Here is a 14,066-nt window from a genome sequence, read left to right on the forward strand (position 1 = left end):
TGAACAGTTTCTGGAGATGATTATTTCAAAGTTAGCTCTGGAGCCAAGTTTGATAAAAAATCATCCTGAATACGATTCGTTACGAAATTATGCGGTTATTGCCGCTTAGTTTTGTCCGAACCATTGACATTTGAGAGATTTGATAAATTGCTTTTTTCCATTTTCATTCTCCACTGCTAAATGATTATTGGTTGCGCCCGATTAGCAATTATAGAATCATCCCCGCGTATTCTCTGGAAATTCATAAAAATTGCTCAAGCGTGGCGCTTATATTTCCGCTTGAAAAATTCCGCTTCAGCCCGGCTCTCATAGAATACGCTCTGTGTAGCGATTATTCGATAATGCCTTCGATATGATGGCTGATAATTGGTCTAAATAGAGATTTCCTAAACTGATCACTTCACCATTCAGGACATAGGTCGGCACGGCAAAAACATTATCGGGTTTTACTGCGTTTGGATCGTCCAGGTTGACGATTTCGATGACCAGGAATGGAAAACGTTCGGCTATTTCTGATTTAACCTGACCGACTCCTTCACAACCGAAACAATCGGAGGTTATATAAATGTGTAAACCAGGTGAGGTCTTTTCAACGATAGCGGGTTCCTGCTCATTTAAATTCTTATTCATGGTCTGCCAATTTACTTTCGTTTCAGCTTTCCCTCAGTAATTGCAACCACAAAGCCGAAAGCAAGCGGTAAATCAGGCTACAGGCACTTTTGTAATTGCAATCACGGTTCTGAACTTTATTTGGGTGTACTTTATAAATGGTTGCAGATACCGGAAATTTTGCTGGAGGTTTCACGAGCGTGAACGAATTGAGAAGTAACAAATCGATGAGAGCGGATATTGCTAACCCATCGCACTCAATTACCCATCAGCCGTAATCAACAGGTAAGGAGGTTCAAAAAACGAATGATTGGTCAACGGGATAGATTTAGACAGTGAGGAGTTGATTGACAAATTTTTTCAGAATTAAAAAAGCTGGAATATATTCGCGACAACTCTGGTAGGTCATCATGTTCACGAACAAAATCAAGAGATTAGTATGAGAGAAAGTCAATGATATTTAATCAATCATGCTGATTTCCGGGATAGCCGACTGGATAACCAAAACTTTTCCGATTTCGGCAAAGTTCTATTTTGGGAACTGCTATTGGGAGGTCAAAATCCCCAGTAAATCAACATTATTGGTTAGATAACCATTGTCTATCCCATCTTGCAGTACACAGATAAACCTTTTTGGCAGTGAGAACCGCAGCCTGTTTGTTTACAAAGCTGTGTGATGAGGAGAGGTGTGTCTAAATTTATTAAACATTATGGAGGAAAGATGAGTAAGAGAGCGTTTCAAATCCTGACCGTGGTGGTCTTTGTTTTCGGGGTAATCGGTTTTGGCTTTTCAGCGGTAATCAGCAAGGCAATGGAAAATCAAAATACCAGCACGATTGCTGTTGATGAACGAGCCACCGCACAGAACCCTTGCAACCCGTGTGCAAAGAAAAAAGCCCAGAACCCTTGTAATCCTTGTGCCAAGAAAAAGGCACAAAACCCGTGTAACCCTTGCGCCAAAAAAGCGCAGAATCCCTGCAACCCTTGCGCCAAGAAAATGGCATCGGGTGAGATGTATCAACCGGCGATGACTTATACCAAGTGGAAAAAAGTCAATGGCAAACCCTTACTCAGTCAACCGCACGGCGGGATGCTGGAAACCACTTTCTTAAATCAGCTGGCTGAAGCAGCCGTCAAACAGAAAGCTTCGGAGTTTCCGGTTGGTGCCATTCTTGTCAAAGAAACCCACATGAATCAAAACGGCAAGCGCGGTGAAAAAGGCCCGCTTTTTGCAATGGAAAAAACCGCCAGCGGGTGGTTGTGGATAACCACGGATGCGAGCGGGCACCTGACCGGCAAAGGCGACAGTCAAATGATGAAGATGTGTGCTGAGTGTCATGCCGGAGCAGCAATGGATGCGGCGTTCTTGAGGAAAAAATAATCGACCGCCAGGAAAGCCGCTGGGCGGCAATGCTTGATTAGGAAACCTCGGCAGGCGAGTTTTTACAGCATGGTTTCGGGATGTGTTGAAGGGGTAGACAACACATCCCCCATTTTAAAATCGAATCAGAGTATTTATGAAAGACAATCAACTTTTAAAGAAGGGCATACTGTTTGTTTCATTATTGATGTTAGTAATTACCGCCGTGCTGATGGTGCAAGGTTTCAGATTGACAACCAGCCATTCAGCCGGTTTACCGGAAAACGGCATGCTTTTGATGAAAGGCGGGAAATTCACTATGGGGACGCCAGGTGACGATTCACACGCCCATAAAAATCATCTCGTAAAAACCGCGCAAGGCAATGCCGATGTCAAAGACCCGGCACACGGCTTGGGCGATGATGACGAGCGCCCAAGCCATCAAGTCATCCTGAGTCCTTTTTATATCGACGCGACCGAAGTGACCAATGCGGAGTTTACCCGGTTTGTTGAAGCGACCCATCATAAAACCGATGCCGAAAAGAAAGGCGCTTCGTGGATGTTCAAAAAAGGCATGAGCGACTGGCAACTGGTTGAGGGCGCTGATTGGCGGCATCCCTTGGGACCCGATTCATCAATTGACGACAAAATGAATCATCCGGTGGTGCATGTTTCCTGGAACGACGCCTCGGCTTATGCGAAATGGGCGGGCAAGCGTTTACCAACGGAAGCCGAATGGGAGTATGTGGCGCGTGGCGGTCACGTTGGCGAGATTTATCCCTGGGGCAATGAGTTGAAACCCGGCGGCAAAGCCATCGCCAATTTCTGGCAAGGGGTGTGGCCCGATAATAACCTGCTCGAAGATAATTTTTATTACACTGCGCCGGTTGCCAGTTTTGCGGCAAATGACTTTGGGGTTTACGACATCGTCGGCAATGCATGGGAATGGACGGCGGATTGGTATGGCGAGGATTACTACAAACGCAGCCCCGCGAAAGACCCGAAAGGTCCCTCCGATGGGGAAATGCGAGTTGCCCGAGGTGGTTCGTGGTTTTGTTCAGATAATTATTGCGGCGCCTATCGGGTCGGGTTTCGCGGCAAAAGTCCGCAGGATGCCACTTTCAATAATCTTGGATTTCGCTGCGCCAAAGATGCGCGATGATGAAGGAGGTATCAATTATGAGCGCCAGGCTTGAGAATAAAAAAATCTATTCTTTGCTCAAAGGCATAGCTTCAAATGGGCTGGGGGTTGCCGCGCTGGTATTTATCGGAATAATCGCCTACAACAATTTCACTGGCAGTTGCCCGCTCTCTGCTTTGCCTTCAAGAACTGCAACCGGTGAAGCACCCGACAGGAATAAAGAGATGAACCCTTCCAACCAGGCGGCTCCGGCATTTGCGATGAAGAACCTTGCCGGAGAAGAAATCCGGCTTGCGGATTTGCAAGACAAGGTCGTGATTTTGAATTTCTGGGCGACCTGGTGCGGACCTTGTCGCTCCGAAATTCCTGCGTTTATCAAACTTCAAGAGGCTTACAAGGAACGTGGCGTCGAAGTCATCGGCGTATCTTTGGACGATGAAGACGCTGAATATGTGGGTAAGGTCGCTGCCGGTTTCGGCATTAACTATCAGGTGTTGATGGGAACCCGGGAAGTTGCCGAAGCTTACGGGCCGATTCAAGCGATTCCGATGACCGTCATTATTGACCGGGCGGGAAATGTGTATAGCCGTCACCTTGGGGTGATGTCATTCAATAATCTGGAAGAAAAAATCAAAGCGATTTTGTAATGATGAAAAACGTAGCAGAAGAAAAAATAAATAAGGATGAAGCGGCGCTTCAGGAAGCAATGCCGGTAGAGAGACGTTCTTTTCTTGGACTGATAATCGGCTTGATTACAGCGGGCATCGGATCAACCCTTGCAGCAATCATCGGGCGTTATAGCGTGGCTCCGGCTTTTGCCGCGCCCGATGAATCGAACTGGGTGGAAGTCGGATTGTTGGAAGAGATTCCTGAGGATGTGCCAATCAAACGCAACGTTGTCATTTCGCAAACTGCCGGTTGGGGGCGGTTCAATTCCCAGCAACTCGTCTGGGTCACCAAAAAAGCTGACAAAGTAGAAGTCTTTTCGGCAGTGTGTCCGCATCTCGGCTGCACCATTAATGAAACCAAAAACGGGTTTGCCTGCGCCTGTCACGGCAGCGTGTGGAGCAGTGCAGGCGAGCGAAAAGCCGGACCTGCGCCAAGAGATATGGATGTGCTGGAACATAAAATTGAGGGCGATGTTCTCAAAGTCAAATACCGTTACTTCAAACAAGGCATAGAAAAAAAAGAAGAGCTGAGTTGATATGAGAACATCTGCACCTTTAACCACGAAATTCATTAATTGGCTTGACGAGCGAACCCAAATTAAAGGCCTAACACGCAAAACACTCGACGAGCCGATACGCGGCGGCGCTCGCTGGGCATACGTCTTTGGGAGCACGTTATTATTTCTGTTTGGGCTACAGATCATAACCGGAATCTTTCTGGCTATGTATTACGTGCCAAGCGCAGACCATGCGCATGCGAGCGTCGCCTATATTCAAAAAGCCGTGCCCGGCGGGGCGCTAGTCAGAGGGCTTCATCATTACAGCGCCCACGCCATGATCATCGTGATTGTCGCGCACCTCGCCCAGACTTTTCTCTTTGGCGCTTACAAAGCCAAACGCGAGTTGTTGTGGGTGATCGGCGGCGTAATGTTGGTGGTGGTGTTGGGCTTTGCCTTCACCGGCTATTTATTGCCCTGGGATCAGGACGCCTATTTCGGCACCAAAGTCGGGACTTCGATTGCCGGAGAAATTCCTGTCGTGGGCAGCATTCAACAGCGCATCATGCTGGGTGGCAGTGAACTGACATCACTAACCTTGTCACGCTTTTTCATGACCCATGTTTTTCTGCTGCCACTGGCATTGGGGCTATTCGCCATCATCCATTTTTATTTATTTAGAAAGGCAAAACCGGCGGGTCATTTTCATCAACAGGATGATCATCGCGTAGAGTTTTTCTACCCCAGACAACTGTTCAAAGATGCAATTTTCGTTTTCATGATTTTCGCTGGCTTGCTGACCATTGCGGCGACTATTCCGGCAAAGCTGGGGCCGCAAGCCGACCCGACTGCGGATTTTCTGGCGCGTCCACCCTGGTACTTTCTGCCGTTGTTTCAACTGCTGAAATATTTTCCCGGCAAGCTGGCGTTAATTCCAACCGTCGGACTTCCGATGGTTTTGTTTGGGGCGATTTTTCTGTTGCCATTTTTTGATAAACGCGCAGAACGCCATCCTCTGAAAAGACCGCTGGCGACCGCTATCCTGGCATTAACCATAGTCAGCGCGCTTGGTTTGATTGGGCTGTCAAAATATGAAGATCGGTCAAATCCCGAATTCCGCAGCCAGTTAAAAAAGCAGGAAGCCGATGATGTCGCCTTTCTTAACGCGCCATTTCAACCGCAGGAGATTGGGCGGGCGATTTCAACGACCCCGCCAGATGTAGCGGTAAATCCTGCTGTAGTCGGTTCAAGGTCTTTGAATATTTTTCTCGCCAACTGCGCCAACTGTCATGGAGCGAATGCCGACGGCGGGACGCTTGGCCCTTCGCTCATCAATCTGGCGCGCAGGCGAAAACTCACGCTCGACTATTTGACCGATTGGATTGCCGGACACGGACGCGAACCGTCGCCGGGTTCGATGCCGAGATACCAACAACTTTCCCAGGATGAGCGGCAGGCGTTAGCCGATTGGATTTTGCGAATTGATAAACCGTTGATCGAAAACGGAACCGAAAAATCCGTCGCGCAAGCCGAAAAACCGCCTGCCGCTTATGTTGCCAGTTGTGCCTTTTGTCACGGCGACAGCGGCGAGGGCAGCGTCGGCCCGGCATTATTCGGCGTCAGCAAAAAACCCAATCGAAGTTGCGATGATTTATTAAAACTATTGGATAACGCCCGCGCTTATGGCTTGAATGACCCGATGCCCGCGTCATTTCCTGAACTTTCGGCAGCCGATAAACAAGCTTTGGTGGAATGGCTGAGTAAGCTCAACGCCAAATAAATTTGAAAGAATTATAAGAAGCTAAGGAGAGTTGTATGAAAAGGATTAAATTATCAATTATTACATTCGCAATAGCACTCTTGTTTGCAGTCTATTTGAACCCATATACCTTCGCTGCCAATTTTTATCTAACAACGCCGGGTTCGCTGACCGTTGATGCGACGGAGATTTTCAATAGCAAGTGCGCGACCTGTCATGCAAAAGACGGACGCGGCTTGCCCAATTGGAAGGCGAAAGGACAAGCGGATTTTAGCGATGCCAAATGGCAACAGGCTCATAGCGACTGGCAAATTGCCGACGCCATCCGAAATGGTAAAGGGAAATTCATGCCTGCCTGGAAAACCAAACTCACTGATAATGAAATCCTTTCCCTGGTAGCCAGGATTCGCGCCTTTAAGAAGAAGTAATCTACAGTTTATGCAGAGAGCTGATGTCAGCTTTACCACGGGGATTTGTGAAACCTGACTGGGAAACGGCTCTCTGCGCCAATCCTTCTATTCTCGAAACTCAATTTATTATTTGAAAATATGGAGCCAGCGAAGGGACTCGAACCCTTGACCTCCGGTTTACGAAGGCAAAGCAACTCAACTCCTGCGAACAATCTGAAACACAAAAAGCCGATTTTATTGGGAATTTTTAATAAATCGGTCTCCCGTAGTTTTCGATTGTTCGCTCATGTTTCATCGCGACTGTAGATGAAACTGTAGATGAAATCATGGCCCATCGTTTGTTCTACGACGGGCAAAAGGAGTTGAGTATGAAGCGATATGTTGAACGAGACGGGAAATTTTATGCGCGAGTAACCTACATCGATAGCTCTGGCAAAGAGCGCCAGATCTGGCGACGGGCGGACAGCAAGAGCGAGGCGAGAGAAGTGGCCAAGGATCTGGAGCGCCAACTTAAATCCGGCACCGAGCCTTTCGAGCAAAAGGGAACGTTGGGCGAATACCTCGACCGCTGGCTCGAGTCTTTTAAGCACAAGGTCAGCGGCCGTACCTACCAGGACGCTCTGAACCTGCTGAGGCTGCACGTCCGCCCGGCCTTAGGTACCAAGAAGCTTTCGGCCATCCGACCGCTCGACGTCCAGAATTTCATCAACGACCTGCAGAAGAAAGGGCTGGGACCGAGGGCAACGCGACATGTCTATGCCGTGCTATTCCGCGCGCTCAAACAGGCAGTGAGGTGGAGAATCCTCCTTCACAACCCGGCGGCGGACATCACCCTCCCGAAGATCGTCAGAAAAGAGATGAAAGCGCTGACTCCGGAAGAAGCGAAGAAATTCTTAGAGGTTTGCGAGGCGGACGAGTACGGCCTGGTGTTTGAACTGGCGCTGGTCTCCGGCATGCGGCCCGAAGAGTATATGGCGTTGCAGTGGACCGACCTGGACTTCAAGCAGAACACGGTGATGGTTCAGCGCGTGGTGATATGGGAGCGGTGGACTAAGGCGGTCTACTTCTCCGAGCCGAAGACCTCAAAGAGCCGCCGGACAATTCCCTTGCCCGCTTACCTGATGCGCAAGCTCCAGGAGCATAGACGACAGCAACTTGAATACAAGCTGAAGCTGGGAGAGAAGTTTCACAATGAACACAATCTGGTTTTCACTTCGAAGACCGGAACGATCGTCTGTATCCGAAATCTTCAGCGCCGCCATTTCAAGCCGCTTTTAGTGAAGGCTGAAGTGCCGGACATTCGCATGTATGACCTCAGGCATACATGCGCGACGTTATTGCTGGCGACAGGCGAAAACCCCAAGGTGGTGAGCGAACGGCTGGGGCACGCGAGCATCGTCTTGACGCTTGACACCTACTCACACTGTCTGCCGACGATGCAAAAGAGCGCGACCGAGCGACTGGAGAAACTCCTCGGCAAATGAGGATCCAAATGCGTTGGATAGAATCGGTTGCACTTATGTATAAATGAGGTTAATTTTATCCGGCATGGAGACAGAACAAGAAAGTCTGAAAACGGCTGAAACAGCTTTTCGTAAAGCCGGGGGAATGCTGCGTACCTCTGAAGCCCTGGCACTCGGCATTCATCCGCGCACCCTTTATCTGCTACGAGATTCGAATCGGCTGGTATCTGTGAGCCGGGGCCTCTACCGCCTTGCCGGACTGCCTGAGCTATCTGAACCGGACCTGATTCCGGTTGCCAGGCTGGTTCCGCAGTCTGTGGTCTGCCTCATTTCAGCGATTGCCTTTCATGGCATCACCACAGAAATTCCTCATGAGGTGTATGTGGCGCTCCCCCGATCCGTGAAACGGCCGCGGCTCGCCTACCCGCCACTTCGGGTTTTCTGGTTTTCCGGCGCTGCCCTTACAGCCGGTGTCGAGCGTCATAAGATCGACGGCGTTCCGGTTAAGATTTTCGGGCCGGAAAAGACGGTTGCCGATTGCTTCAAGTTCCGCAATAAGATCGGGCTGGACGTGGCGATTGAAGCGCTGAAACTGTGCCGTGAGCGGAAAGGCTCAACGCCGAGAACCCTGCTTCACTATGCGCGCGTCTGTCGCGTCGAACGCATTATGCGCCCCTACCTTGAGGCTCTGGGATGAAAAAAGGCGAACTCACCAACCTACCGGCATCCGTCCATCAACGTCTACGGATCAACTTGAGAAATTCATCGGCAAATGAAAGGCCATCTGGCGGTAGATGAAACCGCAGATTGGCTTGTCCCTTCCTGTCTTCAAGCCGAAAGTCTTATTGCAACTACGATAAAGTTTCAATTAAACTGAAGCGATGGAAAACCTTTCGCTGAAAGTCGGGCAAGTAGCGGCAGCGCTCAATATCTCCGCCAAGCGGTTGCAGAACAATGTCGATGCCGGCTACCTCAGACCCACACAACAGGGGCGCGGGCGTGGCAGCCTCCGACAGTTCAGCTTCGAAGACATCGTGCGCCTGCAGGCGCTTGAGATTCTAGTCAACGCTTATGGGATCACCCCGACGCGCGCCGCAAGGATGCTTGCCGAGGTCTGGCCACAGCGCTTTAGCGGGAGAGAGCGACTGCTGGTGATCCGACCGGAATCTACAGTACGCGGCGTCAAACTCGAACCTATCAAACTACCGCTCTCGGAGATTGCGGCGGCGGCAGGCACGCGCGTCCAGAAGGTGTTGGCGAACTACCGTGAGAAGAAACGTGGCCGGCCAGCCGGTTGGTCGGAGAAATTTACTGGTTCGCTGGCCAAGGTCTCTAAGTCCTTACAAGGGGTGAGCGACGACGAGATCGACGAGGAAATCGCCAATTATCGTCGCGCCCGCCGCACCAGGAAATTTGATGGCGCGCCGACGAAGATTATTGATGAAAAGATCAAATGAAAAATGTGCAGCCAATTCTATCCCGGACTCTTTGTCCAGTTTTTTGCTTTGTCCATTACTAGTGGACATTATACAATAAAGGACATGCGCTTTGACGAGACAAAACTTGCACAGTATCTGGACAGGATTCGCGCGCTCGATTTCGTGAAGGGGTTGGAACTTGGGCAGGCGGTCAGCCAAAACGTTTTTGACCCGGACGGTCTGCTAACCATCGTCACCCCAAAAGGCAAATTCTCCTTCGGCATTGAGCAGAAGGGGTCCTATCTGGACCGCACGCTACTGCACGCGATCATCGGTCAGGCGAGAAGTTATAAAGAAAGCTCTCGGCGGCCCTTGCTCCTGCTGGCCAGATACATACCTCGACTGTCGGCAGAAAGACTGATCGAACACGGCGTCAATTTCGTTGACCGGGTCGGTAATATGCATCTCGTGCTCGGCGGCAACTACACTTACACGGTCATCGGTAAAAAAGAGACAACCACCGGGCGCGATGCGAAAACCGTCACCCCTGCTGTGGTGCAACTGCTCTTCACTTTTGCCGCATGCTCACAGGCTCAGGGCTGGTCCGTGCGAGACCTGGCGAAGGCTTCGGGGGTCAGCAAGAGTAACGTAGCCAATATCCGTCATCAACTTACTGAAAAGGGGCTGCTGCAGGAGACGCGGGGCGCTTTCAAGATCCGCGATGCAAAATATCTTGAGCAGGAGTTGCTTCGGGGGTATGGCGAAGTCTTACGTCCCAAGCTCGTGATCAACAGGTTTCGGGCGGCAGAGTCTTCGGCAGAGATCATGCTGGAAAGAATCGCTCACTCACTAGCCGGCCTTTCTATTCGGTGGTCGCTCACCGGCGGCCCGGCCGCCTATGAATTTCAGCACTTCTATCGTGGCACGGAAATCCCTATATTTATAAATGCCGTTTCAGATACTACCGCACGTCATCTTCGGCTACTGCCAGATGTGCAAGGCCCGATTATTTTCCTTCGCTCTTTTGGTACGGTGCCTTACTGGAAAGAGGTGGGAGGCAAGATGCTTGCTCACCCCTGGCTGATCTATGCAGAGTTGATGCATTCGCCTGACCCCAGGGCACATGAAGCGGCTGAAGAATTAAAAGGAAAATTCCTGACATGATCGAGTTGACCGAAGCGGAGATAAAAGATCTGGCGGAGCTTCAGCAACTGTGTGTTGCGCTGCAAAGCGACCTCGTCATCGTCGGGGCCATTGCCTATCAACACTACTTCCCTGACGATGAGCGCCACACTAGCGACATCGATTCAGCCATCGCCCTGGACCTGGAAGATTTCGAGGAACTGAAACAGCGGCTACTGGAAAAGGGCTGGAGTAACCTCCCGGCCCGTGAACACCGATGGGTCAGCCAGCGCGGAACGCTCCTCGACCTGATCCCCGCCGGCAGCAGACTGCGCGAGGCGAAAAGCATCACTTGGCCGCAGAGCCAGTTTAGGATGAGCCTGGTCGGCTTTGACCACGTCTTTTCTGACGCGCAACTGGTCACCCTGGGCGACCGCTTGCCCATCCGTGTGATTCCGCCTGTCGTGCTGATGCTGCTAAAAGTCGTGGCATTCCTGGATGATCAGACCAGACGAGCAAAAGACCTGCCGGACATTCGAGCCCTCCTGTCAATGTATGAAACGGATAGCGACCGGCTTTTCTCGGACGAGGTGCTGGACGCAAACCTCCCGGATTTCAGTTTGGCGAATGCTTACCTACTCGGCCTTGACCTGAAATCCATCTGCACGGAAGAAGAGGTTGAAGTAGTTCGCGCATTTCTCTCGATAGTCAGCGATGATACAAAACCGGCGTGGCTCGGGTTTGTGAGAGCTGCGCCGCGACCCGGTGGGCGGTCCGAAGAGGTCGCTCAAATGCAGCTCAATGCCTTCAGAAAAGGATTTGAATAGAGGTAAGCAATACCCGACTGAAGAACAAGTAGTCAGATTCGCACCCTACCTGTACTGTAGAATATTCCGAGGAGGATTAAATCGGAGTTAAAGAATTGAGAGGAAAAGAACAGGCATTGAGAATTTGGTTTGCTAACCTGAATGTGGCCGGGCTTCACCGTCTTTAAAGGTGAATATGGGGATGAGCAAGCCCCGGCGTAGAAATTCATCGCGTCCTTGCATCTGGCCTACGCGGGGGGCCGGCTAACGCTCATCTTATGAGGTAAGACAGCAAGGCGCGAAAGATGGAAGTGACGATGGCGAAACTCCAACACCGAACACCACCGCGAATTCTCCAACTCAAGATCACGCTAATGGACAGTGAACCTGCGATCTGGCGGCGGGTGCTGGTTGCCGACCAGATAACACTCTACCAACTCCATCAAGTCATCCAGATCATTATGGGGTGGACGAACTCGCACCTGCACCTGTTTGACATCGATGACAAGCTCTACAGCCTGCCGGAGTTTGGGCTGGATGATTGGGGTGAGCCGGTCGCTAATGAAAGGCGGACACGGCTCTTTGCATTCGACTGGAAGTCACAAAAGAGGTTTCGGTATGACTACGACTTTGGCGACAACTGGAGGCATGAAGTCGTCGTAGAAAAACTCAGCCAGATTGAAGAAGGGGTCCGCTATCCCAAATGTATCGGCGGCGAGCGCGCCTGCCCGCCGGAGGATGTCGGCGGCATCTCGGGCTATGGCGATTTTCTGCAAGCCATCGGCGACCCGATGGACGAAGAACATGAGTCTACGTTGATGTGGGTTGGCGGCGCTTTCAACCCGGAATTCTTCAGTAGAGATGACGCGAACGCGAAACTATGGAAGACGTTTCGTAAGTGATCCACATCCGAAGGGGTTTTCATTCTGTCTGCGTTTTTAGTAAGCCGCTCAAGGTGCGCGATACCTATTGGCGCGAATAAGACGATTCGTGCCAAAACAGAATAGGTTTTTGGCGCGAATAGAGCTATTCGCGCCAATAGTAGTTTTAGTGAAACCGACCTGAAATCAAGTAAGTCATGGAGTTGATGTACCTGAAAGACTAGCAGATGGGATTGAAGAGGCTATGAGATCGGTAAACATTGCGGATTTGAAGAACAACTTGAGCCGTTACCTCGACGAGGTGCGGCAGGGAGAGGAAGTGTTGGTCTGGAACCGCAACCTACCCATTGCCAAGATTGTCCCGCTCTCGACAGGTGACGAGGAGGAAGAACTGCTGGATTTAGCCGCACAGGGACTCCTGAGCCTGCCGGAAAAAACCAAAGGCTTTCCGAAAGACTTTTTCACTGCCCCTCTGCCGAAGGTCAAAGTGGATGCCCTGAAACTGCTTCGAGAGGAACGGGATGATAGGTAGCCGTGCCTTCTCCGACAGTGGCGCCATCATCCCAATCTATCTGTACAACTTGCCTCAAGACGCAGGCGTTTATATACCAGGCGGAAGTAAGACGAAATCGGGTATTATCGGGTATGTTATCGGGTATGGACAGTTTTGAATCACAACAGTTCATTGATTTTCAGCCTTCTCATCCAAGTCAACAAACGGGAAACATTCGACCTGTTTCGACGACAAACGGGTCAAGCGATGAGAGGGCTCTGCAACTATTCTCGGAGTGATTTCTTAGCTGATCGCCGACCGTCGTAGGAAAAGAACGTATGTCAACAAAAGGACTGCCACCTGTGGAGTTTCTTTCCACAACTCGAGTGGGCAAGAAGGGGCGACTGACCTTGCCCAAAGCTTATCGCGACGCCACAGGTCTTGCGCCGGGCGCGCCGGTGGCAATACTGAGAATCGGCGACGGCCTGATCCTGATGCCGGAGCAGGCGAGGGTCGAAGACCTGTGCGACTCAATCCGCGGGGCGCTGGATGGCTTGAACGTCGCCGAGGCTGACCTACAGCAGACGCTGCCCGAGGCCCGCCGCCATGTTTTGGCCCGCCGTTATCCGAACTTGATGGGTGATGCCGTGGCGACCAGAAAAACGCGGCGATGAGCGCGGCCGCGCCAATCCTTCCTTGAGCAGTTATCGAGCCGTTATCCCTACCGTAGGCCTCTTTCCTCGGAGCAATCCGTGACGGGCCGCCTCCGTCTCCGGTTTGCGCCCCGGTAATAAAATTGATACTCATAATTTCCACTACAATGTAGGCGGAAGGTGCGAGACAATTCGCGCCTTTCAAATTCGCAGACACTGTCTGCGATATTGTCCATTCCTCATCAAACGGTCACGGCAAATTAGGGCGGTTGTGGATTTTACCTGAGCGCCAATTGATCAATTCTGAGCGGCACTCGATCAATAGGGATCATGGAGAATCAGAACTGATCTTGCGACGCAGGTCCTAATGCGCCACCCCTGTGGATAAGAGGCGGGCGACTCTGGGCGCTCGCCTCTTATCCGCAGTCCACAATCCCCTTATCACACGGCAAGAGTAAGTGGTGTTGCGCTGGCGCGGCGCAAGAACCCTCCAGATGCCGCAGGCTAACTTGCCGAACGTCCCCCTGCAACCACAGATTGTCTCAGATGGCACTCGAATCGCTTGAAGAGATGCAGCGAATTTCAAGGAGGGTCGTTATCGTGAGTACAGCCATTTTACAGAGTGGTGATCAAGCTAATCATCTACATAAGCGACTAACTTAACCTGAGTATTGAGTTGAATCAGGCAGCAAGGATGCCGCTGTGACGCAACTGATAGCTGATGAGCTTGAGTTGGATGGTATTCCACAACCCAAGCCAACTTCGTGAATAGACGCGATCAATAAA

At 51.0% G+C, this 14,066-nt stretch carries 15 protein-coding genes; 14 read left to right on the forward strand and 1 reads right to left on the reverse strand.

Features of this window, described 5'->3' with window-relative positions; all coding sequences use genetic code 11:
* Positions 1-306: 306 nt before the first annotated feature.
* The gene (locus tag AB1757_30805; GenBank protein MEW6131459.1) at positions 307-630 is read right to left on the reverse strand and encodes a thioredoxin family protein; all 324 of its coding nucleotides are present in this window, start codon (positions 628-630) and stop codon (positions 307-309) included.
* Between the two features lie 700 nt (positions 631-1,330).
* Between AB1757_30805 and AB1757_30810 the strand changes: the two genes are divergently transcribed.
* The 14 genes from AB1757_30810 to AB1757_30875 all read left to right on the forward strand — a co-directional run bounded on the left by AB1757_30810 (position 1,331) and on the right by AB1757_30875 (position 13,301).
* Complete coding sequence (locus AB1757_30810) at positions 1,331-1,990, forward strand: cytochrome P460 family protein (protein ID MEW6131460.1); 660 nt, start codon at positions 1,331-1,333, stop codon at positions 1,988-1,990.
* A gap of 136 nt (positions 1,991-2,126) precedes the next feature.
* On the forward strand, positions 2,127-3,131 hold the full coding sequence (locus tag AB1757_30815) for a formylglycine-generating enzyme family protein (protein ID MEW6131461.1): 1,005 nt from the start codon (positions 2,127-2,129) through the stop codon (positions 3,129-3,131).
* Between the two features lie 17 nt (positions 3,132-3,148).
* Positions 3,149-3,757: a TlpA disulfide reductase family protein gene (locus tag AB1757_30820; protein ID MEW6131462.1), complete on the forward strand. Its 609-nt coding sequence runs from the start codon at positions 3,149-3,151 to the stop codon at positions 3,755-3,757.
* On the forward strand, positions 3,757-4,314 hold the full coding sequence (locus AB1757_30825; protein MEW6131463.1) for a Rieske 2Fe-2S domain-containing protein: 558 nt from the start codon (positions 3,757-3,759) through the stop codon (positions 4,312-4,314). Before AB1757_30820 ends, AB1757_30825 begins: the two co-directional genes overlap by 1 nt.
* A gap of 1 nt (position 4,315) precedes the next feature.
* Positions 4,316-6,055: a cytochrome b N-terminal domain-containing protein gene (locus AB1757_30830; protein MEW6131464.1), complete on the forward strand. Its 1,740-nt coding sequence runs from the start codon at positions 4,316-4,318 to the stop codon at positions 6,053-6,055.
* A gap of 35 nt (positions 6,056-6,090) precedes the next feature.
* Positions 6,091-6,462, forward strand: a complete 372-nt coding sequence (locus tag AB1757_30835) for a c-type cytochrome (protein ID MEW6131465.1) — start codon at positions 6,091-6,093, stop codon at positions 6,460-6,462.
* Between the two features lie 350 nt (positions 6,463-6,812).
* Positions 6,813-7,928, forward strand: a complete 1,116-nt coding sequence (locus AB1757_30840; protein MEW6131466.1) for a site-specific integrase — start codon at positions 6,813-6,815, stop codon at positions 7,926-7,928.
* Between the two features lie 64 nt (positions 7,929-7,992).
* Positions 7,993-8,604 carry a type IV toxin-antitoxin system AbiEi family antitoxin domain-containing protein gene (locus AB1757_30845; GenBank protein MEW6131467.1) on the forward strand — a complete coding sequence of 204 codons (612 nt, stop codon included), beginning with the start codon at positions 7,993-7,995 and terminating at the stop codon, positions 8,602-8,604.
* A 184-nt stretch (positions 8,605-8,788) separates the two neighbouring features.
* Complete coding sequence (locus AB1757_30850) at positions 8,789-9,364, forward strand: MerR family transcriptional regulator (protein ID MEW6131468.1); 576 nt, start codon at positions 8,789-8,791, stop codon at positions 9,362-9,364.
* An 84-nt stretch (positions 9,365-9,448) separates the two neighbouring features.
* Entirely contained in the window at positions 9,449-10,489 is a 1,041-nt protein-coding gene (locus tag AB1757_30855; GenBank protein MEW6131469.1) for a type IV toxin-antitoxin system AbiEi family antitoxin, read from the forward strand.
* Positions 10,486-11,274, forward strand: a complete 789-nt coding sequence (locus AB1757_30860) for a nucleotidyl transferase AbiEii/AbiGii toxin family protein (protein ID MEW6131470.1) — start codon at positions 10,486-10,488, stop codon at positions 11,272-11,274. Before AB1757_30855 ends, AB1757_30860 begins: the two co-directional genes overlap by 4 nt.
* 284 nt (positions 11,275-11,558) lie before the next feature.
* Entirely contained in the window at positions 11,559-12,155 is a 597-nt protein-coding gene (locus tag AB1757_30865) for a plasmid pRiA4b ORF-3 family protein (GenBank protein MEW6131471.1), read from the forward strand.
* Between the two features lie 223 nt (positions 12,156-12,378).
* Positions 12,379-12,666: a type II toxin-antitoxin system prevent-host-death family antitoxin gene (locus AB1757_30870; protein MEW6131472.1), complete on the forward strand. Its 288-nt coding sequence runs from the start codon at positions 12,379-12,381 to the stop codon at positions 12,664-12,666.
* Positions 12,667-12,965: 299 nt separating this feature from the next.
* On the forward strand, positions 12,966-13,301 hold the full coding sequence (locus tag AB1757_30875) for an AbrB/MazE/SpoVT family DNA-binding domain-containing protein (protein ID MEW6131473.1): 336 nt from the start codon (positions 12,966-12,968) through the stop codon (positions 13,299-13,301).
* Positions 13,302-14,066 lie beyond the last annotated feature (765 nt).

This window comes from Acidobacteriota bacterium, assembly GCA_040754075.1.
GTDB lineage: Bacteria > Acidobacteriota > Blastocatellia > UBA7656 > UBA7656 > JBFMDH01.

Bases quoted from the DNA above. Each gene is read 5' to 3' on its own strand.
- AB1757_30805 (MEW6131459.1), bottom strand. From the start codon at position 630: ATGAATAAGAATTTAAATGAGCAGGAACCCGCTATCGTTGAAAAGACC.
- AB1757_30810 (MEW6131460.1), top strand. From the start codon at position 1,331: ATGAGTAAGAGAGCGTTTCAAATCCTGACCGTGGTGGTCTTTGTTTTC.
- AB1757_30815 (MEW6131461.1), top strand. From the start codon at position 2,127: ATGAAAGACAATCAACTTTTAAAGAAGGGCATACTGTTTGTTTCATTA.
- AB1757_30820 (MEW6131462.1), top strand. From the start codon at position 3,149: ATGAGCGCCAGGCTTGAGAATAAAAAAATCTATTCTTTGCTCAAAGGC.
- AB1757_30825 (MEW6131463.1), top strand. From the start codon at position 3,757: ATGATGAAAAACGTAGCAGAAGAAAAAATAAATAAGGATGAAGCGGCG.
- AB1757_30830 (MEW6131464.1), top strand. From the start codon at position 4,316: ATGAGAACATCTGCACCTTTAACCACGAAATTCATTAATTGGCTTGAC.
- AB1757_30835 (MEW6131465.1), top strand. From the start codon at position 6,091: ATGAAAAGGATTAAATTATCAATTATTACATTCGCAATAGCACTCTTG.
- AB1757_30840 (MEW6131466.1), top strand. From the start codon at position 6,813: ATGAAGCGATATGTTGAACGAGACGGGAAATTTTATGCGCGAGTAACC.
- AB1757_30845 (MEW6131467.1), top strand. From the start codon at position 7,993: ATGGAGACAGAACAAGAAAGTCTGAAAACGGCTGAAACAGCTTTTCGT.
- AB1757_30850 (MEW6131468.1), top strand. From the start codon at position 8,789: ATGGAAAACCTTTCGCTGAAAGTCGGGCAAGTAGCGGCAGCGCTCAAT.
- AB1757_30855 (MEW6131469.1), top strand. From the start codon at position 9,449: ATGCGCTTTGACGAGACAAAACTTGCACAGTATCTGGACAGGATTCGC.
- AB1757_30860 (MEW6131470.1), top strand. From the start codon at position 10,486: ATGATCGAGTTGACCGAAGCGGAGATAAAAGATCTGGCGGAGCTTCAG.
- AB1757_30865 (MEW6131471.1), top strand. From the start codon at position 11,559: ATGGAAGTGACGATGGCGAAACTCCAACACCGAACACCACCGCGAATT.
- AB1757_30870 (MEW6131472.1), top strand. From the start codon at position 12,379: ATGAGATCGGTAAACATTGCGGATTTGAAGAACAACTTGAGCCGTTAC.
- AB1757_30875 (MEW6131473.1), top strand. From the start codon at position 12,966: ATGTCAACAAAAGGACTGCCACCTGTGGAGTTTCTTTCCACAACTCGA.